Genomic DNA, 23,681 nt, shown 5'->3' with positions numbered 1-23,681 from the left:
CCCCTGAAACGTGTATGTTTCTCTCTGACGTCGATATCAAGAAGGCTGTGAAGGATGGGAGTATCATCATCAAGGGATTCGATTCGGCCCGGTTGTCGCCGGCGAGCTATGATGTGATCCTCGACAATGATTTCATCGTGACGGACGTGTACAATACGCTGCTCATCGATCCGGTGAAGAAGATTTTTCCCAAGACGAGAGAACACCACGTGAAAGACGGCGAGCCATTTTGTCTCTATCCGGGCGAGACAGTACTCGGCAAGGTGCGCGACTTTGTCGGGAGCGACGAATTCCTCATCCAGATTTCGGGCAAGTCGAGCCTGGCGCGGATCGGTCTCGTCGTGCACAATACGGCTGGGCTCATCAACCCCGGGCACTTCCTCAACATCACACTTGAACTTTCCAATATCAACCGTATGCCGATCATCCTTCGGCCGGGGATGGAGATCGCTCAGCTCGTGTTTTCCCGACTGACGAGTCCGGTCGAGCAGAACTATGCCAAGACTGGCCGCTTCAATAAGAACAATTGGGAGAATTTCAAAGTAGCGAAAAAGCGGACCGTAAAAAAGTCAAAGAAATAATCAGAGGCGCCGGTATGCTCTCAAGTGATGAGGAAAAGATAGTTGAAGAAGTGAAGGGCTTTGTGAAACAGGCGTTCATTGAGAATCCTCATTTTAGCTTCCACGATTGGACAGTGATGTATGATCATTCCTGTAATGTCGAGTCAATAGCACATACGATCGCGCAAAGCGTAGCTTGCGATGAACTCTTGGTCGCGGTCGGGGCACTGCTTCATGATATTGGGAAAACCTACAAGGCAGATGAAAAGACGCTTCATCTCGAACATGAGACTTTTAATCTGCCCGTTTCAGAGGTTTTCTTAGGCACGTTGGATATATCTCGGCCTCGGCTTGAGAAATTGAAGAAACTGGTGGCCTTCGAGGACGAGGGGATTGAAATGCAGATTATCAAGGAAGCAGACGTATTAGCGTTCCCTTCAGACAAACGCCTATATATGTTGTACATTGAATGGGCCTTCAGGGAAGGACACGAGAGTTCTATCCAGAGAAAATTAGAGAAGTTCGACAAGCTTCAATTGGCTGTGAGTAAGAAGATGGGGGAACCGCTCTTTAGAAACATGGAAAAAGATTGGCATGCGTATGGAGTAGCTCATTCGTCCTAAGAAATAACTATGGAAAAAAGACACCCGGAATATCAGTATCTCGACCTGGTGCAGGAAATCTTGGACAAAGGCGTCAGGCAGGAGGACAAGGGAACGGATGCAGTAACGTACAGTCTTTTCGGCCGGCAGATTCGTTTTGATTTGTCTGAGGGATTTCCGCTTTTGACAACCAAGAAAGTCTATTGGAAGGGGTTGTTGTACGAGCTGTACTGGTTCCTCTCGGGCCAATCCAATGTGCGGTACCTAGCCGAGAACAATGTACACATCTGGGATGATTACCCGTACAAGATCTATCGAGAGAAGATGGCGGCCGGGACTGAACCGGAAATGACAAAGGAAGAGTTCATAGCCAAGCTCGTGGCGGATGATGACTTCGCCGAAAAGCATGGTAATTTGCGGCATATCTATGGCGAAATGTGGCGCCGCTGGCCCGCCAAAGATGGCCGGACCGTGGACCAGGTCCGCTGGCTGGTGAATGAACTCCGCGAGGACCCGGATGCGCACAACACCCTCGTCAATTCCTGGAATCCCGAGTACCTGTATGCGATGGCGAAGCCGGACGAGGCGGCACGTTTCCCGATTTGTCACAATATGTATCAGTGCAATATCAAGAACGGAAAGCTCTCACTCCACCTCTATCAGCGGAGTGCGGACATCTTCCTCGGTGTGCCGTTCAATATCGCGAGCTATGCGCTCCTCGCACATGTCTTGGCCCGGGCGACTGGGACCGAACCAGGGGAATTCATCCACACGTTGGGTGATGTGCACGTCTATGAGAACCACATGGATCAGGCACGCGAGCAGCTTAGCCGTCTGCCGCGGCCTTTCCCGACCGTCACTATCGATCCGAGTGTGAAGGACATCGATGACTTCCGACCGGAACATGCTGTCCTCTCGGGCTATGATCCACATCCGGCGATCAAGGCCGAGCTCAAGGTAGCGGGCGGGCTGCGCTCGAAGAACTGGGAGGCGTATCTGAAGGGAAAACAGGAAGAAGAGGAAAAGCAAAATAAGTTATGAGCGAGGAATTGGCTATTATTCCGACAGTAGCCGTAGTTGTTTTTAAGAATGATAACCCTGAGCTAGTCTGTTTGGTAGAACATTTACCAGGCGCACATCATGTGACAGGGACATTTGGTCTTCCGGCTGGGAGGGTTCAAGTCGGAGAAAAGAACATCGATGCCGGCGTACGTGAATTACAAGAAGAGACTGGGCTTACTGCCTCATCTACAGACATGATCTTTCTCAGTCAGTATGAAGCGCGTATTCAACAGAAAGAGGGAGTGAAGCACTTCACGATGGATGCATACCTTTGTACTCACTATGTGGGGGATCTCAGGGGTTCAGGGGAGACGAGTCCACAGTGGACGAACATACATGATGTAGGATCGCTTGGGAATCTTCTTCCGAATATAGAGAAAGCGATCAATAGAGGATATAGTGTTGCGTTGAAGAAGTAATGGACTTTTCGAAGGATATGCCTACACCACGTCTCAGCATCATCGCGGCAATCTCTGAAAACCGAGTCATCGGGAATGCTGGCAAGATCCCGTGGCATTTGAAAGATGACTGGCGCCGTTTCAAGGAACGCACCCTCGGACATGTGATCATCATGGGGCGGAAGACTTACGAGTCCATCGGGCGGCCACTGCCGGGTCGGACCAATATCGTCATCACCCGCGACACAGGCCGCGAGATCCCGGGGTGTGTCGTTGTCGGGAGCTTAGCTGAAGCACTTGAGCGGGCGCGGGCCATCGAGACCGAGGAGGTGTTCATCTGCGGTGGCGGACAGATCTATACTGAAGCCTTGTCCCAGGCTGACCGCTTGTATCTGACGGTGGTCCACGCCATAATAGACGGGGACGCTTTTTTCCCGGAGTATGCGGCATCCTTCGGAACAGTGGTGACATCGGAGGATTTTGAAGAATCTGGGTACCGTCTGACGTACCTCACATTGGAAAAGAATTAACGAACGTCTATGCCGAAAATTGTCGCGGTGCTCGGAATGCCAGGAGGCGGGAAATCAGAAGCGATCGAATATCTGATGACAAAGTATCAGTGGCCGAAGATTTATTTCGCTCAGCCGACCTTTGACGAGATGGAACGACGGGGACTTGAACGCAATCAGGCGAATGAGCGATTGGTGCGCGAGGATCTCCGTAACCTGCACGGTGATGATTATTATGCTCGCGAGGCAGTAAAGAAAGTTGAGGCCCTACTCGACGCAGAAGTAATTCTCCTTGAAAGTTTTTATAGTGCGCCAGAATATCGAGTGTTCAAAGATCGTTTTAAAGATGATTTTCTCACCATCGCAATCCACACGCGGCCATCTATTCGTCATCAACGGCTTCTCACCCGACCCGAGCGACCACTAACACTCCAAGAATCCGAAGAGCGTGACTGGGCGCAACTTAATCGACTTACGCAGGGGACGCCAATCGCACTGGCTGATTTCATGATTGTGAATGAAGGTGAGATTTCCGAATTGCACGCCGCTTTGGATCGCGCGGTCGGTCGAATTGGACAGTCTTGATTTCAACTCGCTATGGAGTCTCGCGTTATCGTGACGGCGATTGTCGAGAAAGACGGGAAGTATCTCTTCGGCCAGAAGCCACGGGACATCGGCCCGTACCCGAATACCTGGCACTTGCTCGGTGGCGGGGTGAAGTTGGGTGAAGAGAGCTGCGAGGAGGCCTTACGCCGAGAGATTAGAGAGGAAGCGGGGATTGAACTTGCCGAGGTCAGGCGTGTTTCCTTTGATGAAGACTATGAGCCAAATAAGCATGGCGTGATGACACACTATGTGTTCTTGGTATATTGGGCACGGTGTGTTTCCGAAACAACGCGGGCGGCTGACGATATCACTGAAATCCGCTGGATCGATCGTGGCGATCTGGGAACGTATCTCTTCACGCGGCCCAGCACAAAACTTTTCCACGAATTGGGCATATTGCCCGAATATGGCAGACCGGAGCAGACGATGGAGTCGAGTGCATAAATGTTATGCCACAGAGCCCGCTGGACGCCTGGGCTGCCGCAGAGTACACTAAGCAATCAGAGTAACACTATGGCACAATATGAACCGACTATCGGCATGGAAGTCCACGCGGAGCTGAAAACTGCTTCCAAGATGTTTTGCCGCTGCGCGAATGGCCTCGGGCTCGAGACCGAACCGAATGTCCACATCTGCCATGTCTGCACAGGGCAGCCGGGCGCCTTGCCGGTGCCCAATCAGGAAGCAATCCGATCGGTTCAGAGAGTCGGCCTGGCGCTGAATTGTGCACTCAGTTTCCACTCGAAATTCGACCGCAAGAACTATTTCTATCCGGATCTGCCGAAGGGGTATCAGATCTCACAATTCGATGAGCCATTCTGCGGGCGGGGGACGATGGAGATCGATGGCAAACCGTTCAATATCACTCGCATCCACTTGGAGGAAGATACCGGAAAATTGACGCACCCGGCCGGAGCGGACCATACGCTCGTCGACTACAATCGCGCCGGACTGCCCCTCATGGAGCTCGTGACGGAGCCGGATTTCAGCACGGCCAAAGACGCCCGCGCGTTTTGTCAGAAACTGCAACAGATCCTCCGCTATCTCGACGTCTCGGATGCTGACATGGAGAAGGGGCAGATGCGCTGCGAAGTAAACATCTCACTGCATGAGGCCGGGGCAGACCGCTTGTCGGGGACCAAAGTCGAGGTGAAGAATATCAATTCATTCAAGGCGGTCGAACGCGCGATCGAGTATGAGATCGTCCGCCAGACGGAGGCACTCGAGCGGGGCGAAAAGATCGTGCAGGAAACTCGCGGTTGGGACGAAAATCGGAACGCAACTGTCTCCCAGCGCAAGAAAGAATCAGCCCATGACTACCGGTATTTCCCTGAGCCGGATATCCCGCCGTTTGATTTTTCTGGTGAGTACATCAAGCAGTTGAGAGCGTCTTTGCCGGAGTTGCCAGATGCGAAACGAACTCGTTTCATGACGGAATTCGGCTTGTCGGACTCGGATGCAGACATTATCACCGAAGACAAAGAGGTCGCCTCGTATTTTGAGGCGGTCGTGAGTGAGTTCGGTGCCAAGCAAGACGCTGGCGAGACGAAAGCCGAACTGTCCAAACTAGTGAAGCTCGGGGCCAACTATTTCATCACCGAAGTCAGGAAACATCTGTCTGAAACGGGGGTGGCGATCGAGAAGTTCGTCATCACGCCAGAAAACTATGCCGAGTTCATCACCATCGTTGCTGATGGAGTGATCAACTCGAGTGCTGCTCAGACGGTTCTGTACGAGATGTACCAGGGCGAGGACAATGATCCATCGCATATCATTGAGCGGCTCAATCTCGTGCAGATGAGTGATGCGGGCGAACTTGAAACTATTGTCGATACTATCCTGGCGAACAATGTCCAGTCAGTCGCTGACTACAAAGCCGGCAAACAGAATGCGCTCCAGTACCTGGTCGGCCAGGTGATGAAGGAAACGAAAGGGAAAGCTAATCCAGGCGTGGCGAAAGAGCTGCTGGTGAAAAAACTGGCGGTCTAAGTATGCAACAAGTAGTAGTCATTGGCGGCGCCCATACGTTTGATACGTATGACGAGTATCTCGTAGCACTTCGTGGTCGTACGATTGATTTGGAACGCCTGAGGGGGAAAGGGTGGAAGTCAGTACTCGGCTCTGCCCTTGGCGACGAATATGAAGTCTTATCACTTCGTATGCCGTGTTTGGATAATGCAAAGTATCTCGAGTGGAAGATCATTTTCGAGAAGCTTCTCCCGCTTCTTTCTGGTGAAACGATATTCGTCGGACACTCGCTCGGCGGCGTATTCCTTGCTAAATATTTTTCTGAGGAGCGAGCGTTTGAAAAATTAAAAGCGCTCTTTCTGGTTGCATCGCCGTATAAAGACAGTGAGGAGTATTCACTTACTGATTTCGCGATCGAAGATGGACTCAAAGGACTTGCTACCTCGGGTGTCTCCATTCACCTTTACCAGAGTGAGGATGATCCGATCGTTCCGTTTTCGGATTTCGCGGCGTACCAGTTCGACTTGCCGAATGCGATGGTTCGTATTTTCAAAGATAGAGGCCATTTTCTCCAGGAGGAATTTCCCGAACTTGTTGAGGATATTCACCAACTTACATAGGATCGGATTAGGCTTGTAATATTCCGGCTTTGAGTGTAGGTTTGGGTTGGGAATCATCCCATATCAGGAGGAGAACAGGATGTCAGAGGATACTACGGAAGTAGATCTGAAATTTCTCGCCGAACCTGTTTCGCCGGATGCCGTTGCTCGGTGGCAGGAGGAATTTGCTGCCGCCGAGGCAAAGCGCAAGCGCCGCGAGCGACAGCAATCGGAAAAAGTGACGTTGGTCGTCGGCGAGCATAAAGGTTGTGGTGGTTCAATTCAGTACATTTCTGAGTTCGTACTCGCCTGTTCACCAGAGGAAGTAAGGCTTGATGCATCGAATCCGATGCGCGAGCGGGTGGCATGTTCCTGCCGGTGTTGTGGCATTGCCTACGACCCAGACTTTCCAGCCTATCGTGATCAAGTGATTGCCTATCGCAACCGGGAGGATGGTTAGCTGTAGTCATCGATGTTCCACCGTGCCCAAGCCAAACGGCTGAGGGCACGTTTTCATTTCACCAGACTCATAGCCTGTTGTATGTTTTCGATCCAATGGATCGTGATACCTTGCTTTTCGAGGCGGCGGAGCGAGGAGCGCTGGCGTTTGGCATAGTGGATGATGTCGTAGGGGAGATTGGTATAGAGCTCGGCATCAGTGATCTTCTTCTGGATGTATCTCGTGACAGCGCGGTATTCCAGTCCAAAGGATTCCAAACGCTCATAAGAGATGCCGCTGCGGTTGAGTTTTATTACTTCGTTGACAAGGCCAGCTTTCATCCACCCCATGAGGCGTTCGCGGATCTTCTTGTTCAATTCCTCGACGGGTGGATTGAGGCCGATGACAATATAGCGGGTAGCTTGTAGCTGGTAGCTGGTAGGTGAGAGAGGAGGGACTTTGCCGAGGGCTTTGGCAATCTCGATGGCCCGGAGGAGTCGGAGCTTGTTCTTCTTATCAATCGTCTTCGCGCGCTCGGGGTCGAGGCGTTTCAGGTAACCATAGAGTTCACCAGCGTCCTTCTTGCCCCACTTCTCGCGGAAGACTTGATCGGGTACAACTTTGGGGATCGGCAAGCCCAACATGAGCGCTTCGATCCAAAAGGTCGTGCCGCCGCAGATGATTACACGTTTGCCACGCGCCTCGATGTCGACAATCGCTTTCGTTGCATCAGCGAGGAAGTGAGACACATTGTATTCGATTTTCGGATTGGCGATGTCGATCAGGTGATGAGGAATGCCCTGAGAGTAAAAGGGCAGTGCATTATTCTTACCAGATCCTTCGACACGCTCAGGATGCCTCGCTCCTTTGTCGCGAGGCACTTTGCCGGTGCCGATATCCATACCGCGATAGACTTGGCGGCTGTCAGCGGATACGATCTCACCACCAAGCTCTCGTGCGAGAGCGATGGCCAAGGCGGACTTGCCGGAAGCAGTCGGCCCGACGATGACGATGATGGGTGGTTTTTCCATAAGCGATGAGTATATCCTAGATACTGGATTTCGGGAAGGCTTGGCGGTCACCCTTCAACTTTGGTCACTCCGGGCAGAGCGGCGAGCATTTGGATAGTCTCATCGGTCCGTTCGATGGAAAATGAAGTGGCGATAGTCTGTCCGAGGAGCCGCAGTGTCACGCCGACCGGGCCAGGTGGGAGATGACGGAGCGTTTTACCGATCTCATCGAAGAGGCGTGAGTCGGCCGTATCCGCGCAGTGGATAGTGAGGCAGACCTTGGGCAACCGTGGTTCTGCTGCTTTGCCGTGCTGGTATTTCTCATGGGTTTTCGTCACGCGGTCAAAGCCAGCGACCGTCTCCATATCCATGCGGCGCACATCATCGGCGGCGAGCCGGAGCAACCCGTCTTTGCGTGCGACTTTCAGGTCAATCATGACGATCTCGTCTTCGTTCAAGAGTCCTGCGACGCGTTCGGCTGTCTTGCCAAAGACGAGGATATCGATGCGGCCGGTCATGTCTTCAATGGTGACGAAGTAGAGCGGTTGACCTGATTTTGAAAGCGATTTTCGGGCGCTCGTGATGACGCCGCCCACCGTGACCCGCTTGCCGTCCGGTGTTTTTTCGAGACGGCCAATCTCGGTAGCAGCTTTTTTCAGGTACTCAGCATATTCAGTCATCGGATGATCGGTGACGTAGAGGCCGAGGAGTTCTTTTTCCCAGGCGAGTCGTTCACGTTTCGTTGAGTGAATAGTCTCTTTCAAGGGGATTCTCATCTCTGGGAGCGGCATATCGCCGAAGAGACTTTGACCATGGGTGGCTTTCAGTGTGCGGAGCTCGCGACCATGAGTGAGGATGGCGTCGAGATTATCGAGCACGGTTCGGCGTTCCGAGAGTGAATCAAAGGCGCCAACTTTGGCGAGGGCTTCGATTGTACGCTTGTTGAGATCTTTGGTTTGGACTCGCTCCATGAAGTTTTCGAGCGAGGTGTACTTGCCACCACGTTTGCGTTCGGCGACGATTTCCTCTGCCGCCAAGGTGCCGACATTTTTGATCGCATTCAATCCGAAGCGGATATGCTCCTGATTGTCGTCGCCCTTGATGACAGCAAAGGTGTCAAAGCTCTCATTAACATCTGGTGGAAGGACATCGATGCCGATTTCGCGTGCCTCACGGACCTCGATGGCGATACGGTCGGTATCGCCCTGGTCGCTGGTGAGGAGCGCAGCCATGAATTCGGCGGGGAAATGAGCCTTCAAGTACGCGGTCTGATACCCGATGAGCGCATAACAAGCGGCGTGGGAGCGGTTGAAGCCATAGCCTGCGAATGGTTCGATGAAGGCGAAGACTTTTTCGCCGATCGCGCGACCGACGCCAGTTTTCTCGCAGCCTTCGACGAACTTCACCCGCTGGCCATCGACGAGCTCTTTGATCTTTTTACCGACGGCTTTCCGCAATACATCCGCTTCGCCGAGGGTGAAACCGGCGAGATCACGCGCGATCTGCATGAGTTGTTCCTGGTAGACAGCAACACCGTAGGTGTTCTTCAAGATCGGCTCGAGCAGGGGATGCAGGTACTTCACCTCACGGGTGCCGTGTTTGCCGGCGATGAAGTCGGGGATATACTCCATCGGACCCGGGCGGTACAGGGCGACCATCGCGATGATATCTTCGAAGACAGTCGGTTTCAGCTGCTTCAGATAACGCTTCATGCCAGTCGATTCGAGCTGGAAGACGCCTGTCGTATGTGCATCCTGCAAAACTTTGTAACTGGCCGCATCATCGAGCAGGAGCTTTTCGATGTCGGGTACTTCCTTGCCGATCTTCTTCGCGATCTTGAGTGTGTTCTCGATGATAGTCAGGTTTTTGAGTCCCAGAAAGTCCATCTTCAGGAGGCCGATTTTTTCGACGGCGTTGGCTTTGGTTGAAGCAGCGTATTGGGTGACGACGGCATCGACACCGCCGGCCACGCGTTGGAGCGGCGTGTACTCAGTGACGGGGTCTTTGGTGATGACGACACCGCAGGCATGCATCGAAGCGTGACGGGCCAGACCTTCAATTTTTTTCGCGGCGTCGACCAGTCGCTTCACTTCCGCCGAGCCGTTGTAGTGGGCTTGGAATTCCGGCACACCTTCGAGCGCTTCTTCGATCGAGGTAAACATCGGAATCATCTTGGCGGTTCGGTCACAGAGCTCAAGCGGGATGCCGAGTGCCCGGCCGACATCGCGGATACTGCCGCGGGCGGCCATGGTCCCAAAGGTGATGATCTGGGCGACATGATCAGCACCATATTTCTGTCGGACGTAGTTGAGCACGTCCTCGCGACGCGTATCGGCGAAGTCCATGTCGACGTCCGGCATGGAGATGCGTTCCGGGTTGAGGAAGCGTTCAAAGAGGAGATTGTACTTGATCGGGTCGAGGTTGGTGATACCCGTGAGGTAGGCGACGAACGAACCAGCGGCCGAACCGCGGCCCGGACCGACGACGACGCCGTTGTCCTTGGCCCAGTTCACGAAGTCAGCCACGATGAGGAAGTAAGACGCGAAGCCAGTCTTTTCGATGACGGACAATTCATAGTTCATACGTTCCTCTTGCTCTGGCGTGATCGTTTCGCCGGGATAGCGTTTGGTCAGTCCAGCCTTGCAGAGTTCACGGAGGTAGGCGTCCGCGCTGGTGCCGGCAGGCAGAGGGAAAGAGGGGAGCTGGTTCTCGCCCATTTTCAGTGTGAAGTCACACTGCGCGGCGATCACTTCTGTGTTGTCGACGGCCTCGGGGATGTCGTGGAAGAGTTCACGCATCTCGGATTCACTGCGGAACGAGAGATCGAACGCCTTCATGCTGAAGCGCTCAGTGTCGGTCACACGTTTGTTGTCACGGATGGCGAGGAGGACGTCCTGAGTCTCGGCGTCCTCGGGGTGGATATAGTGGACATCGTTCGTCGCGACGAGTGGGATACCGGTCTCGCGCGCGATCTGGATCAGCCCTTGGTTCGCGACCATCTGGTTTTCGTAGTCGAGGTGCGGTTGGATTTCCAGGTAGAAATTGCCGGGGCCAAAGATCTCCTGATACTCGAGTGCGATTGTCTTGGCGCGTTCCACATTGCCATAAATCGTCTCGGCCGGCACTTCGCCCTGGAGCGACCCAGAGAGCGCGATGAGGCCTTCGTGGTGCTGCCGGAGGAGGTCCTTGTCCGCCCGCGCCTTGTAGTAGAAGCCCTCGAGCTGCGCAATCGAGATGATTTTCATCAGGTTCTTGTACCCTGTCTCATTTTTCACCAGGAGGACGAGTTGATTGCGGCGGCGGTCTTCGGCGGTGTTGTTCTTGCTGTGGAGGTCTTTGGACACCCAGATCTCGGCGCCGAGGATGGGCTTAATCCCGAGTTCCTTCGCATGACTGTAAAATTCGACGGCGGCATAGAGCGCCGAGGTATCGGTGAGCGCGAGCGATGTCATCCCGAGCTCCTTTGCACGATGAATGAGCTGATCCGGTGTCGGGAGCGCGGTGAGGAGCGTGTAGTGTGAGTGGACGTGGAGATGGGTGAAGGACATAGGAATGCAATTTCCAATTATCAATTTCTAATTTTCAATCAATTTCCAAATAGATCAAGTGTTCAATTGGAGAATCCAAAAATTGCGTCATTGTTTGAAAATTGAGAATTGTAAATTGAAAATTTCAGAAAATAAAAACACCAATCAAACTTGATGGGTGCAGCGACGATTGTGGAAGAGTTCCATCATAGCGGTAGAGTTCCCTCAAATATCCGGCTCGCGCTCTGGACTCCGCAGGGAAGTTAACTGATCTCAGTCTATCAGTTATGAAGGAAAGAAAGAAGCTGCCGGATTTTGGTCGGGCAGCTCTCGGGGGCTTGGTGGTTTATTGGCCGGGTGGTTCTTCACGCTTGTTGCTCGTGCTCTTTGGGTGAGTGTTACGAAAGTCTGGAGGTTCCAGAATTTTCAGTAACCTGTCCTGAGCCTCGTGTGGCGTCAAGAGTCTGGTCCTGCGAAACCGTATGAGAACCAGGACGATCAGAAGGACTCCTAGGATGACCAGCCATGCGGTAGCGCTTGAGTCGGTAAACAAAAGAACGACGTAGTGGCTGCCCCAGAGCAAGCTAGTAAAGACAGCTGCTATGATGAGGAGAATCACAAAGAACGGGTTTCGAAACGGATTTTTCATTTCCACCTCCGACAGTTGGAAGAACTCGCCCTCGAATTTCAAGGACAGTATACGATAACTTATTGACGGCAGTGTGTCAATACTCACGTAAAACGGCTTATAACTGGTATTTTTTGGTGCTACGATAGAGACATTGATATATGCAACTCCCGACTTTTGAATATGAAAAGAGGCTTACTGGACAGGGCCTAATCCCGATTGGGATCGATGAGGCCGGGCGGGGACCCTTGGCTGGACCGGTCGTGGCGGCAGCAGTTTTGCTGAAAAATTTCGAATCTCGGATTTCGAATCTCGAGAAAGAAGAAAATGAGAAACTATGGAAGTTGGTGCGGGATTCGAAGAAACTTAGTGAAAAACAGCGCGAACAGGCGTATCTCTTTGTACGAGATCAATTCCATATCGGGGTGGGGATCATTTCTGCCGAGACGATCGATCGAGTGAATATCCTTCAGGCGACGTTCCTGGCGATGCGGTCCGCAATATCTGAATTGCGGAGAATCTTGAATCAAGAGTTAGGAATCAAGGGGGAAGAGAAACTTGTTTTATTGATAGATGGCAATCAGAAGATTCCAAATACTTCCCTAGCACAAGAAGCGATTGTCGATGGCGACGGACTGGTGAAGTCGATTGCCGCCGCGTCCATCATCGCCAAAGTGACGCGCGACCGGCTCATCATCCTCGCTGACCACGAATATCCGGCGTATGGCTTCGCCCGGCACAAGGGTTATGGGACGCGGGAGCACATGGAAGCCCTCCGAAAGTACGGGCCGACCCCGATTCACCGGAAAAGCTTCCGTCCAGTCCAGCTGGCCAATCCCGAGACGGTCAATCAGCGGTTTTCCCGCGATCTCCAGCCCAAGAAACGGCCCAGTATTGCCAAGAAGCGACCGATCTGATACTCTAGCAGAGCCTTGCAGAGGCTTTTTCTATACGTTACACGCTATCCCCTAAACGCTAATTCCTCGTCAGACCTACCCTTCGACTGAGCTCAGGGTAGACTCGCTAACTGTTCGTCTATGGCTCTCCCCAAGCAACGACATACCCATCATCGCCGCGACCGAGCGCGCAAATTCCTCGAACTTACTCCCGTGGTTACCGCGAAGTGTCCGAAGTGTCAGGCGGAAGTCCTCCCACATCGGGCTTGCAAAGAGTGCGGCCACTACAAGGGACGCGAGGTTGTGAAGACCACTCCAAAAATGAAAACCGCAAAAGCTGCCTAAGGGCAGTCTTTTGCTTTAGAATGGAGAATATCGAATGAGGAATCTTGAGTCAGAAGATTATATTCAATCCGCCAACTGGCGCGGCAAAAGGTACAAGTATCGAGATCCTGCTGTACGTCAGAGGGAGAAATGCTATACTGAACCTAAACATAATCAAGTAGTTCCTTGCCGCCATGGCCAATAGACACCTTCAGCGTTCGGTCGTCATGCAGTCTCTCTTCGAATGGGACTTTCAGGGGAAGCATGATGAAAAAGCGCTCGCCGTCCTCCGCAAAAACATGGAGGAATTCGCCCCTGGGCTCGAGGAGTACACTTTCGCGCGCCGTTTGATGGAGAGCGTGCTGCACAATCGTTCGACAATCGATCAGCTCATCGAAAAATGTGCACCCGAGTGGCCGCTCGAGCAGGTGACGGTTGTCGATCGCAATATCTTGCGGCTCGGCATCGCGGAACTTATGTTTGGGGATTATGAGGAAGTGCCACCCAAGGTCGCGATCAATGAAGCGATCGAACTGGGGAAAAGTTTCGGGAGTGATGCGACGCCGCGCTTCGTCAATGGTGTACTCGGGACGATTTACCGTGAGATGGGGGAGCCGATGAAGGATGATACGAGTGAAAAGCACAAGGCCAAGCGGGCCGAAGAACTGCAGGCCGAGCCAGCGGATAGTGGGGAAGAAGATAAGTCGAAGATGAAAGCTGCGAAGGGCGAATAGAACCTGAGATGAATCTCTTTTTCGTAACGAAAAACTGATGTTTTGAACGAAAAGTGCGAAAGATGAGAAAGGCTACTCGGCGAGTAACCCGACGAGTCTTGAGTGCTTTGCAGCCAAAAGAGCAGATTTGGAGTAGAAAAGAGAGATTTCTTCTTAGGTTCTGAACAGGTACTTTTCTTTACAGGGATTAGACGAGCCAGTTTTATGACATTTGACGCACAGAAAATCGCCAAGACACTCGGCATCAAGATCGGCAACGCGGCGCTCTTCCAAGAGGCTGTGACGCATCGTTCGTATCTGAACGAGCACAAGAGTCATCCGGTCCCGCACAATGAGCGGCTGGAATTCCTCGGTGACGCGGTGCTGGAACTCGTCGTGACGGAGCGGCTGTACGCGGATTTTCCCGAGCGTCCCGAGGGCGAACTGACGGCGCTCCGAGCGGCGCTGGTCAATAGTGATATGCTCGCCAAGGTCGGTCATGATCTGGGGATCGAGCAATTCCTCCTCATGAGTCGAGGCGAGTCAAAAGACACTGGCCGAGCGCGTCAGTTCCTCGTCGCCAACGTGGTCGAGGCTGTCATCGGGGCACTCTATCTCGATCAGGGATATACGGCGGCCCAAGCCTTCATCGAAGCGCAAGTGCTGACGCGGATACAGGAAGTGCTCGATGCTAAACTGTATACTGATCCGAAGAGTCGTTTTCAGGAGCTGGCTCAAGAGAAGCAGGGGGTCACGCCGCAGTATCGGGTACTGCGCGAGTCCGGTCCGGATCATGACCGGCGTTTCATCGCGGGGGTCTTCATCGGCGACGAACTCATCGCCGAGGGCGAGGGACTGTCCAAACAGGAGGCGCAACGCAATGCCGCCAAGGAAGGGCTGGTTAAGAAGGGGTGGTAATTTAGCCTGTAGAGTTGAGTTGTGAGCGTATAGTGAAGGTCCGGGAACTCTTTTTCTTTTTGTCTTGAGAGAAGCTATACTGGGGGTAGAATATAGAAGTCAGAATGTGGGATAAGGGGAAGCCACGCTCTTTTTTGCTTTATTCTTGAATCATAATTCCTGATTCTTCCGACGTGTATCTCAAGAAACTCGAACTGAACGGTTTCAAGTCTTTCGCCACGAAGACAGCTTTGGATTTTCTACCTGACTGTCCCGTCTATGATGCTTCGCATAATGAGTCGGGCAGGGATATCGCTTCAGATAATAGCGGAAAGCCTGCCGGAAACACTTCTCGAAGAGATGTGGGCCGGTGCGGCATCACCGCGATCGTCGGGCCCAATGGCAGTGGCAAGTCCAATGTGGCCGATGCAATCCGTTGGGCGATCGGTGAGCAGTCATCGAAGAACTTGCGTGGCAAGAAGTCCGAAGACGTCATCTTTGCTGGGACCGAGGGCAAAGCGCGGCTTGGGACGGCGTCAGTCACGCTCTACTTTGACAATACCGACAAACGTATCCCGATAGAGTTTTCGGAGGTCGCGATCACGCGCAAGGTCCACCGAGATGGCGAGGGTGAATATCTGATCAATGGTTCGCGCGTTCGACTCCTCGATGTCGTCGACCTCTTGGCCAAGGCCGGGGTCGGCCGTGATAGCTACTGCGTAATCACACAAGGCATGAGCGACGCTGTGCTTAATGCGACGCCTTTGGAGCGTCGTGCCATCTTCGAGGACGCTGCCGGAGTGAAGCCATATCAGATCGAGAAAGAGCGCGCCCTTCGGAAGCTTGAAAGCACACGCGAAAACCTCGTCCGTGTCGATTCACTCGTCATCGAGATCGAACCACACCTTCGGAATCTCCGCCGCCAAGCCGAAAAAGCGTCTCAGGCCAAAGACATCGCCTTGAAACTCCGAGCGAAACAGGAGCTCCTCTACAGTTTTCTCTGGCATACCCAGAGCGAAGAGCGGGGCAGTCTTATCGTCCGACGAACAGCGATTGAGGAGGCGATTGCTGCTCTTGAACACGAGACGGTGACACTTGAGGCGCAATCGAAACGGGCAGCGACCGCCATGGAGACGAATGAACGCGAGGATGCCATCGAGAATGAACTTGGGAAACTGCGCGCAGAACTCAATGTGATAATCCGGGAGACGAGCGTCCTCGAGGGTCGCCAAGAAGCGGAGAGGGAGAAGCAGCGGGAACGTGAAGAAATCGAAATCATCCCAGTCGATCTTCCATTCGTCCAGGCTCGGCTCGAAGAAATAGCGAAACTCCAGGCAGAACTCATCGATAAATTAGCGCATATCGAGCAACTTGAAGATCTGCAGGATATCCGCGAGTTCGCGACGGTTGTCCGTCAGCGGATCGCTGATCTGCGCGCCCAGGCTGGCGAGGGGAGTGTGAAGATGAAGAAGGTCATGGCCATCTCGGATACGGAGCGTGAAGCCACGGCAGCGCGTCTGGCCGAGATTGAGTCGCAACTTGCGACGTTGCATGAACAAGCCCGATCCTTTGAACAGCGCGTGTCTGAAAAGAACGCCGAACTCGCTACCGTCCGGGAATCGGGGAAAGCCGAACGGGAAGCCTATTTTGCGGCGGAAAAAGAGTTCCGTGAGAAAGAACATCTCCTCCAGCGGAAGAAAGATGAGCTGAACGATTTGAAGGTCGGCCTCGCTCGGGTCGAAGTCCGCGAGGAAGACCTGACCGCGCTCATCCGCGAAGAGCTCTCGCTCGCGCCGGAAGCGCTCCAGTACGACGGGACGTTGGTCGAACGCGAGAAGCTCGAACGTGAAGTCGCCCGGCTGAAGGTGGAAGTGGAGCATGTCGGCACGATTGACCCGCTGGTTGTTGACGAATTCCAGGAAACGGAAAAGCGTTTCACCTTTCTTTCGACCGAATCTGAGGATTTGAAAAAGGCCGCCGAGTCGCTGAAGGAAGTCATCAAGGAAATGGATCACAAGATCGATGCTGCGTTCAAGGGCGCGTTCAAGGAAATCGACAAGCGGTTTGCCGAATACTTCAAGATCATCTTTGGTGGCGGCAAGGCGAGCCTGGAGATCGTGCGGGTGAAACTGCGGAAATCGGCGGATGATGCGGCAGAGGACGAAGACGAGCTCGGCGATGCTGAAGCGACTCCGGAGGCGTATGAAGTCGGTATCGAGATCGCGGCGTGTCCACCTGGTAAACGCATCCACAACTTGTCTATGCTCTCAGGCGGCGAACGTTCGCTCACGTCCCTCGCACTCCTCTTTGCGATCATCTCGCACAATCCGCCGCCGTTTGCTGTTCTTGATGAAGTCGAAGCGGCCCTCGACGAAGCGAATTCTCGGCGTTTCTCCAAAATGCTCGCGGAACTCTCCGAACACACCCAGTTCATCGCCATCACGCATAACCGCGAGACGATGGCGCAGGCCGGACTCATCTATGGTGTGACTATGGCCAAAGACGGCGTCTCGAAGCTCCTCTCCATCCGGCTCGACCAAGTCGGTGAGGGTGGAAAAGTGGAGACGAAATAGTACAGTATAAGGGGAAATAAAATGACGAATATGAATCGGAAAATGTGGATTGTAATAGCAGCCGTTGTTGCTCTCAATGCCATTGCTTTATACGTGGTGTATATTCAGAACTCGGCAGTACCAGAGTCGACTGTTTCGAATATCGAACCTGAAAAAAGAACATTGATCAGGCTATAGATATGACTCGAATGGCACTCGCTACGTTACTCCAGGTGGACCCCAAAACTATCCAGACTAAGAAACGGGCAGCGGTGTTGAATTCTCGCGGTTCAGAAGGACCTTTGGAGTTGAATCATTTTTGTATGACTTCAGACCTGCAGCCATTTGATATTGATCTGAATCTGCCATCTTTTCAAAGCCCTAGCGGGAGTTTCATGGTCAAGAACGACAAGACTTTTGTGTTGGAGGCAGAAAAAGACAAACCCGTTTGGGTCGTCTATCCAGTCCAGATAAGTCGAGGGCAAGATGCGAGTATCACCGTTGGACAGAACCTCATCATCCAATTTGATTACCGCTTCGGAGGCAGCGGTGGACTATTGTCGGTGTTCTGGGATAATCAATTGGTCTACAAGGCTGATCAGCGGGTACATGGGAATAGCAATGAATGGACCGAAGGAATACCAGTCGGTCCCGATACGAGTGAAGGCCTGCACCAATTATCCTTTCGACTGGATACCTTCTCCGAGCAAGCGAGTTCAGTCGGCGTCACTCGATTAGTTTGGGAGAAGAGATCATTTCTCAAAATACCTTGTTTGGATCCGGAGACAGAGATCGTCGATGTGACCTTCACGCAAGGGGATTCAGATTTTCGCTACTATGTAAATGAAGACGGTGGTTTTGTGAGGACGCAAGCGATACATCCGTAGTCGTTCGACCAGACTGCTGAGGATAGGGAAAGTTGAGGTCCCAGCCTAAGTTGACACCCAGGAAGAATCCGGCTAGAATGGCTTTCGTATCCTCCTTTCGGTGGATTGGTGTCGATTTTACGCTTATTTAGGAAATTATGCTCGTCATCCGCCTCAACCGCTTCGGCAAGAGAAACCAGGCTCAATTCCGAGTCGTCCTTCAGGAGAAAACCAAAGCCCCAGGCCATCGCCATGTGGAGATGCTCGGGAGCCATGACCCGCACTCCAAGGTGACGATTTTCAAGAAGGACCGCATCCTGTATTGGATCGGCCAGGGCGCCCAGCCATCTGATCGTGTCCACAATATGCTCGTGAAGGAGGGTGTCATCGAAGGGAAAATCACGCCCAAGCGTATGCCACGTCCGGTAAAAAAGGAGGAGCCGCTAGTCGAGGAGAAACCGGCTGAGGAAAAGCCTGCCGAAGCTCAGGTAGATAAAAAGGAAGAAGAAGCTTTGAAGGTGGAAGAGGCGGCCACCGAAGCTACCCCAGTCGTGGCGAGCGCTCCCGCTGAGGCGACGACCCCTGCTGAAGTCGCTCCAGCCGAGGCCCCGAAAGTCTGAGTAATCGGAGTTGACCCCGCACTATTCTTCTCGGGATTGTCGAGGCCAAAATACTGATGCCTGAGGGCGGAGTCGGAATAGTTAGGTGGTTTCTCTGGAGTGACGAAGTCGTCGTGGAGAATGGTGCGGGGTTGACAGCGGCTCGTTTCTCAGGCTACGATGGTGCTACAACTGAATATTTCCAGAGACCTAAGGTACTGCTCAAGAGTAATAATGAGTAGATAAATCCCTAGCAGGAACGATTCGAAGCCTTGCGGTTTTACTTGTTTCGGTCTCCTGGAAAGGGAGATTTTTTGTTAATTTCACAACCGACTACTCGATAGCCGACAGCCGAAAACCAGAGGAATAATTTCTGTGTTTGAATAAAGTTGTTGGTTGTCCGTTGTTGGTTGTCGGTTATCTCACTATGCAGAATAAATCACAGAAGACCGAGCTCATCGCCAGTGTCGCAGCCAAAGCGAAGGGCTCGAAGGCACTGGTGTTTGCCAACTTCAAGGGCGTTTCGGTGAAGGATATCACGACACTCCGTCGGAGTCTCCGCGAGACGGGCTCGAGCTGGCAGGTGTTGAAGAAAACCCTCCTCAATCGCGCGCTGGATGAGGTCGGTGTGAAGGTGGACGCTCGTGCTCTCGACGGCCAGGTCGGCGTCGCGTTCTCTGTGGACGAAGTTGCGGCCGCCAAAACAATTGCCGATTTCATCAAAGCGCACAAGGACTCGACGCTCTCAATTGTCGGGGGCTCGCTCGGATCTGAGGCGTTGTCTGTGGAAGCAGTGAAGGCGCTAGCCAAATTGCCGTCCAAGGATGAGCTCCGGGCAAAGCTTGTCGGGACACTCCAAGCGCCGATCGCTGGATTCGTCCGGACCCTCTCGGGTAATCTCACGGGGTTGGTCCGAGTACTCGGTGCGGTGCGGGATGCCAAGGGTGCCTAATCAATTTGTAATCACGTAATCAGTACGCATATGTCAGAGGAAAAGAAGGAAGTCGTTGTGCCGGAGAAGTTCGAGAAGCTCGTCGCTGAGATCGAAAAGATGAGCGTGCTCGACCTGTCCGAGCTCGTGAGCGTGCTCGAGGAAAAGTTCGGCGTGTCAGCCGCTGCCCCGATGATGATGGGTGCCGCGCCAGCCGCCGCTACTGAAGAAGTCGAAGAAAAGACAGATTTCGATGTCGAGCTCACCGCCGCGGGTCAGCAGAAGATCAATGCCATCAAGGCGGTCCGTGAAGTGACCGGCTTGGGCCTCAAGGAAGCCAAGGATCTCGTCGACGCCGCTCCAAAGGTGATCAAGGAGAAAGTCGCCAAGGCCGATGCCGAAGTGATGAAGAAGAAGCTCGAGGAAGCCGGTGCGACCGTGACCCTCAAATAATCTCGCTCTTCAAGAGGAATTGTAAAGGGACTGATTCCATTTGGAATACAGTCCCTTTCTTTGAGTTCCTTTATGGCAGTTAGCCAGATCTTGTGCCGATGATCCACATGCCAGGCAGTATGAGTACATAGCCGAACGCTAGGATCAGGTCAGGCTTCGTCCCGGTGACATACCATTCGATGAATGGAGCAAAAGCGACCTCCAGGACAAAAATCATAGTGAGGAAAATCGCCGTGGAGACACGCTTGTCGGCAGCCGTCTCGGCATAGAGGTACACAGCTATGCCATTCGCGATTGCAAAAAAGGTGATCCAGAGTACCTGCTTCGTCGTGAGTTTTCCAATCGACATTAGGTCTTGATGAGACGTGATGATCAGCACGACAAGTGCGCCAGCCACCATGATGAAAGCGATGAGTCCGCCGCTTACGCCAAGTGCCTTGCTGAGATTGGGCCATGCGACGTAGGCAAAGGCGATGAAAGCCGCTAAAGCGAATGTCGATGCATTCATGCTGTTCTCCTGGCTAATTGAAAGGGACGTGTGGTTCGTCAGGGAAATGATTTTGACGAAGCACTAGCATAGCATCGGGTAGCCAAAGAATCAATAGTGATGGTGTCGGTGACTGAGGATTACGGTCTTTGCTTTGACCAAACGGAGGGGAGGGCGTAGAATGGAGCCGATAGAAACGATGGCTCAGAAGAGCCTCTTTTGTTTGTTTGCTATAAATAACGCCTATGTCACTCGAAGTCGTGCTCGCGGTCGCCGTACTCATGCTCATCTGTATTGGCACGTATTTTGTCGCCGGCCGCTTGAAATTGCCGTATACAGTGCTGCTCGTCATCGTCGGCTCTATCCTGGTGCCACTCACGCATTTTGCATTCTTTCATTTCATCAAAAGTTTTGAACTGACTCCCGAGCTCCTCTTCTTTGTCTTTCTGCCGGTGCTCATCTTTGAGTCGGCCTACAACATGAACATGCGTGAGATGGCCGAAAATGTTCGATCGATCTCGTGGCTGTCAGTTGTGAGTCTTGTCGTTTCTGCCTTTTTCGTGGCGTTCGTGCTTTTCTGGGGACTGAAGTTCATCGGCTTCCCGGTGCCGTTCATGGCGACGCTCGTTTTCGGGGCGCTCATCTCGGCGACGGATCCGGTGGCGGTGCTCGCATTGTTCAAGGAATTCGGCGTGCCGCGCCGTCTCTCACTCATCTTTGAGGGGGAGAGCTTGTTCAATGATGGTACTTCGCTTGCTCTCTTTCTCATCGTCCTTGATGTAGCGATGGCCGGGTTCTCGGGACTCGGGAGCATACTCGAGGGTGTATTCATGTTTATGACGATGGTGCTTGGTGGTGGCATTTTCGGGCTCTTGATGGGGTTCGTATTTTCCAAGATCATCGGTAAAGTGCAGGATAATGAGCACGTTGAAATCACGCTCACCATGCTCGTGGCGCATCTCACCTTCATACTCTCCGAACTCATTTCGCATCATCTCGTCCTCTTCGGCCAAGAAATCAGATTTTCGTCGATTATCGCGACCGTGATGGCGTCGATGGTCATCGGCAACTATGGTCGGTTCAAGATTTCGCCGCGCGTCGAGGAATACATGGAGAAGTTCTGGGGGTACTTCGCCTTCGTGGCAAACTCGCTCGTTTTCATTCTGATGGGACTACTCTTTGCTGATCTTCCGATCCATTTTGATCAATTTATCGTGCCGATGCTCATGACGGTTGTGGTGGTGATGATTGGCCGAGGACTGTCCATTTATCCAGTCGTGGCTATGGTGAATCGACTGAAGAAAGAAGATCAGATTCCGATGTCGTGGCAGCATCTGCTCGCGTGGGGGAGTCTCCGCGGAGCGCTGGCGGTCACGATGGTGCTTCTCATCCCCGATACACTTATACTTCCAGGTTGGAATTATGACTTTACCGTGAAGGAATTCATCGCGGCCATCACGATTGGCTGCATCTACTTCACTCTCCTCATCAAAGCGACCTCGATCGGAGCGATGATCAAGAAGATGAAACTGTCGGATCTGACATCTCTCGAGACCGTGGAGTACCATGAGTGCTCGGCCCTGGTCTATCAGGAGGCGCTCGAGAAGCTCGCCGATTTCCATGAGAAAGGATACGTGAAGAGCGATGTGTTTGCCCGACTCAAACAAGAATACACGGAGCGTTACGAGAAGTCGGTAGCGGCCTGTCAGTCGCTCTTTACGGCGACACCGAGCGACATGAACCGAGCACTGCAGATGTATGCTCTCGGCATGGAAAAGCGCTTTCTCCGCGAGCTCTACGTCTATCAGGAGATTTCCGAATCGGAATACAAGGAGATTTTGAACAAGATCGCGATTCAGACGTCGCGAGTTGAGGAGGGAAGGGAGCAAGTATCGCATCATGCGGAGCGCTTCCGTCAGGACTGGTTCGAGACACTCGTCATGTGGCTGCGGAAGAAGTTCCGTCCCAAACCAGTCAAACAGGAAATGCTCGAGGAATACCGTTACTATCGCGCCCAGGAAGTGGTGCTGGCCAAGGTGCTCCGGCGTCTCAAGTCACTCTCGGAACGCTTTCCAGGGCTCTACGGAGATGAGGCATCGACAACGGCCGTCATCGCACTGTATGAGGGACTCCGGGTGGATGCAGAAAAAAAGCGCGACGCCGTAGCAGCAAAAATTGGGACGGAGCTCGCGTATTTGAACGAGTCATTCGGTCGCTATGCACTCTTCAAGACCGAAGAACGGATGCTCGACGAACTCTTGGAAAATGCCATGCTTCCGCGCAAAGTGGGGAATATGCTCTATAATGAGCTGAAGGACGAAGCCTACTCGATTTAGCTAAACGACAATACTCTATGGAATTCTTCGGTATCGACATGGTGGAGGCAATCAAGACGATCGGGTATATTGGTCTCTTCGCGATTGTCTTCGCTGAGACAGGCCTTTTCCTCGGGTTCTTCTTCCCGGGGGATAGTTTGCTCTTTGTGGCGGGGGTATTGGCGGCGCAGGGGTTCTTCTCGCTCCCGCTTCTCCTGGTTATTCTGTTTGTCGCGGCGTTCACGGGGAACATGGTCGGGTACTGGTTCGGGGCTTTGGTCGGGCCGAAGATTTTTTCGCGCGAGGATTCGCTCTTGTTCCGGAAATCCCATATCCTGAAAGCACAGGCGTTTTATGAGCGCTACGGCGGCAAGACGATAGTCCTGGCGCGTTTCGTTCCGATTGTCCGGACCTTTGCGCCGATTGTCGCCGGGGTGGCTCGCATGCACTATGGGACATTCGCTTTTTTCAATCTTATAGGCGCGCTGTTGTGGTCGGTTGGTCTGACGACCTTGGCCTATTATCTGGGCAGTCTGATCGAGGATATCGACCGCTACCTCCTCCCGATTGTCGTCCTTATCATTTTCTTGTCAGTATTGCCGGGAGCGTTCGAATACTGGCGGGACCGGAAGGAACGCCTGGCGAACGGGGTTGTCCCTGCGAGCGTAGTGGACAATAGGTAGCCGAAGGGGGTATCATAGCCGGGTGAAAATACCGGAAGGAGTTTTTGTTGGATGTTT

The 23,681-nt window shown here is 52.9% G+C and carries 24 protein-coding genes; 21 read left to right on the top strand and 3 right to left on the bottom strand.

Features of this window, described 5'->3' with window-relative positions; translation table 11 throughout:
• Window positions 1-14: 14 nt before the first annotated feature.
• From dcd to IPJ68_03750, 10 genes are all read left to right on the top strand, one after another.
• On the top strand, window positions 15-581 hold the full coding sequence (dcd, locus tag IPJ68_03795) for a dCTP deaminase (GenBank protein QQR78181.1): 567 nt from the start codon (window positions 15-17) through the stop codon (window positions 579-581).
• A gap of 14 nt (window positions 582-595) precedes the next feature.
• Complete coding sequence (locus IPJ68_03790; protein ID QQR78180.1) at window positions 596-1,183, top strand: HDIG domain-containing protein; 588 nt, start codon at window positions 596-598, stop codon at window positions 1,181-1,183.
• A 9-nt stretch (window positions 1,184-1,192) separates the two neighbouring features.
• Complete coding sequence (gene thyA, locus IPJ68_03785; protein QQR78179.1) at window positions 1,193-2,203, top strand: thymidylate synthase; 1,011 nt, start codon at window positions 1,193-1,195, stop codon at window positions 2,201-2,203.
• Window positions 2,200-2,643 (top strand): NUDIX hydrolase, encoded by a 444-nt coding sequence (locus IPJ68_03780; protein ID QQR78178.1) that lies wholly within the window; start codon window positions 2,200-2,202, stop codon window positions 2,641-2,643. The genes thyA and IPJ68_03780 overlap by 4 nt, the downstream gene beginning before the upstream one ends.
• 17 nt (window positions 2,644-2,660) lie before the next feature.
• A complete protein-coding gene (locus tag IPJ68_03775) occupies window positions 2,661-3,152 on the top strand; it encodes a dihydrofolate reductase (protein ID QQR78177.1) in 492 nt (163 codons plus the stop codon).
• Between the two features lie 9 nt (window positions 3,153-3,161).
• On the top strand, window positions 3,162-3,716 hold the full coding sequence (locus IPJ68_03770) for an AAA family ATPase (GenBank protein ID QQR78176.1): 555 nt from the start codon (window positions 3,162-3,164) through the stop codon (window positions 3,714-3,716).
• Between the two features lie 12 nt (window positions 3,717-3,728).
• Window positions 3,729-4,181 carry an NUDIX domain-containing protein gene (locus IPJ68_03765; GenBank protein ID QQR78175.1) on the top strand — a complete coding sequence of 151 codons (453 nt, stop codon included), beginning with the start codon at window positions 3,729-3,731 and terminating at the stop codon, window positions 4,179-4,181.
• A 69-nt stretch (window positions 4,182-4,250) separates the two neighbouring features.
• Window positions 4,251-5,726: an Asp-tRNA(Asn)/Glu-tRNA(Gln) amidotransferase subunit GatB gene (gatB, locus tag IPJ68_03760; protein QQR78174.1), complete on the top strand. Its 1,476-nt coding sequence runs from the start codon at window positions 4,251-4,253 to the stop codon at window positions 5,724-5,726.
• Window positions 5,727-5,728: 2 nt separating this feature from the next.
• Window positions 5,729-6,325 carry an alpha/beta hydrolase gene (locus tag IPJ68_03755; GenBank protein ID QQR78173.1) on the top strand — a complete coding sequence of 199 codons (597 nt, stop codon included), beginning with the start codon at window positions 5,729-5,731 and terminating at the stop codon, window positions 6,323-6,325.
• Between the two features lie 79 nt (window positions 6,326-6,404).
• Entirely contained in the window at window positions 6,405-6,764 is a 360-nt protein-coding gene (locus tag IPJ68_03750) for a hypothetical protein (protein QQR78172.1), read from the top strand.
• 53 nt (window positions 6,765-6,817) lie between these two features.
• On the opposite strand, the gene IPJ68_03745 is transcribed toward IPJ68_03750, so the two are convergent.
• Together IPJ68_03745 and IPJ68_03740 are read right to left on the bottom strand one after the other, a co-directional pair.
• Window positions 6,818-7,774: a tRNA dimethylallyltransferase gene (locus IPJ68_03745; GenBank protein QQR78171.1), complete on the bottom strand. Its 957-nt coding sequence runs from the start codon at window positions 7,772-7,774 to the stop codon at window positions 6,818-6,820.
• A 47-nt stretch (window positions 7,775-7,821) separates the two neighbouring features.
• Window positions 7,822-11,301: a DNA polymerase III subunit alpha gene (locus IPJ68_03740; protein QQR78170.1), complete on the bottom strand. Its 3,480-nt coding sequence runs from the start codon at window positions 11,299-11,301 to the stop codon at window positions 7,822-7,824.
• Window positions 11,302-12,069: 768 nt separating this feature from the next.
• On the opposite strand from IPJ68_03740, the gene IPJ68_03735 reads away from it, so the two are divergent.
• The 9 genes from IPJ68_03735 to rplL all read left to right on the top strand — a co-directional run bounded on the left by IPJ68_03735 (window position 12,070) and on the right by rplL (window position 20,139).
• Window positions 12,070-12,825, top strand: coding sequence for a ribonuclease HII (locus IPJ68_03735; GenBank protein ID QQR78169.1), 756 nt, complete (start codon window positions 12,070-12,072; stop codon window positions 12,823-12,825).
• A 120-nt stretch (window positions 12,826-12,945) separates the two neighbouring features.
• Window positions 12,946-13,149, top strand: a complete 204-nt coding sequence (gene rpmF / locus IPJ68_03730) for a 50S ribosomal protein L32 (GenBank protein ID QQR78168.1) — start codon at window positions 12,946-12,948, stop codon at window positions 13,147-13,149.
• Window positions 13,150-13,322: 173 nt separating this feature from the next.
• A complete protein-coding gene (nusB, locus tag IPJ68_03725; GenBank protein ID QQR78167.1) occupies window positions 13,323-13,862 on the top strand; it encodes a transcription antitermination factor NusB in 540 nt (179 codons plus the stop codon).
• 204 nt (window positions 13,863-14,066) lie between these two features.
• The gene (gene rnc, locus IPJ68_03720) at window positions 14,067-14,759 is read left to right on the top strand and encodes a ribonuclease III (protein ID QQR78166.1); all 693 of its coding nucleotides are present in this window, start codon (window positions 14,067-14,069) and stop codon (window positions 14,757-14,759) included.
• Between the two features lie 173 nt (window positions 14,760-14,932).
• A complete protein-coding gene (locus IPJ68_03715; protein QQR78165.1) occupies window positions 14,933-17,311 on the top strand; it encodes an AAA family ATPase in 2,379 nt (792 codons plus the stop codon).
• 302 nt (window positions 17,312-17,613) lie between these two features.
• Entirely contained in the window at window positions 17,614-18,177 is a 564-nt protein-coding gene (locus IPJ68_03710; protein ID QQR78164.1) for a hypothetical protein, read from the top strand.
• Between the two features lie 137 nt (window positions 18,178-18,314).
• Window positions 18,315-18,776 carry a 30S ribosomal protein S16 gene (gene rpsP / locus IPJ68_03705; protein QQR78163.1) on the top strand — a complete coding sequence of 154 codons (462 nt, stop codon included), beginning with the start codon at window positions 18,315-18,317 and terminating at the stop codon, window positions 18,774-18,776.
• A 406-nt stretch (window positions 18,777-19,182) separates the two neighbouring features.
• Window positions 19,183-19,707, top strand: coding sequence for a 50S ribosomal protein L10 (locus tag IPJ68_03700; protein QQR78162.1), 525 nt, complete (start codon window positions 19,183-19,185; stop codon window positions 19,705-19,707).
• A 30-nt stretch (window positions 19,708-19,737) separates the two neighbouring features.
• The gene (rplL, locus tag IPJ68_03695) at window positions 19,738-20,139 is read left to right on the top strand and encodes a 50S ribosomal protein L7/L12 (protein ID QQR78161.1); all 402 of its coding nucleotides are present in this window, start codon (window positions 19,738-19,740) and stop codon (window positions 20,137-20,139) included.
• Between the two features lie 79 nt (window positions 20,140-20,218).
• Here the strand turns inward: rplL and IPJ68_03690 are convergent, their stop codons facing one another.
• Window positions 20,219-20,647 (bottom strand): hypothetical protein, encoded by a 429-nt coding sequence (locus IPJ68_03690; GenBank protein ID QQR78160.1) that lies wholly within the window; start codon window positions 20,645-20,647, stop codon window positions 20,219-20,221.
• Between the two features lie 224 nt (window positions 20,648-20,871).
• Here IPJ68_03690 and IPJ68_03685 point away from each other — a divergent pair, with 224 nt between their 5' ends.
• Together IPJ68_03685 and IPJ68_03680 are read left to right on the top strand one after the other, a co-directional pair.
• Window positions 20,872-22,962 carry a cation:proton antiporter gene (locus IPJ68_03685; protein QQR78159.1) on the top strand — a complete coding sequence of 697 codons (2,091 nt, stop codon included), beginning with the start codon at window positions 20,872-20,874 and terminating at the stop codon, window positions 22,960-22,962.
• Between the two features lie 17 nt (window positions 22,963-22,979).
• Entirely contained in the window at window positions 22,980-23,624 is a 645-nt protein-coding gene (locus tag IPJ68_03680; GenBank protein QQR78158.1) for a VTT domain-containing protein, read from the top strand.
• Window positions 23,625-23,681 lie beyond the last annotated feature (57 nt).

The sequence above is a fragment of the Candidatus Moraniibacteriota bacterium genome, from assembly GCA_016699425.1.
Taxonomy (GTDB): domain Bacteria; phylum Patescibacteriota; class Minisyncoccia; order Moranbacterales; family UBA1568; genus SSEF01.
This window is presented reverse-complemented; position numbering and strand designations above follow the sequence as displayed.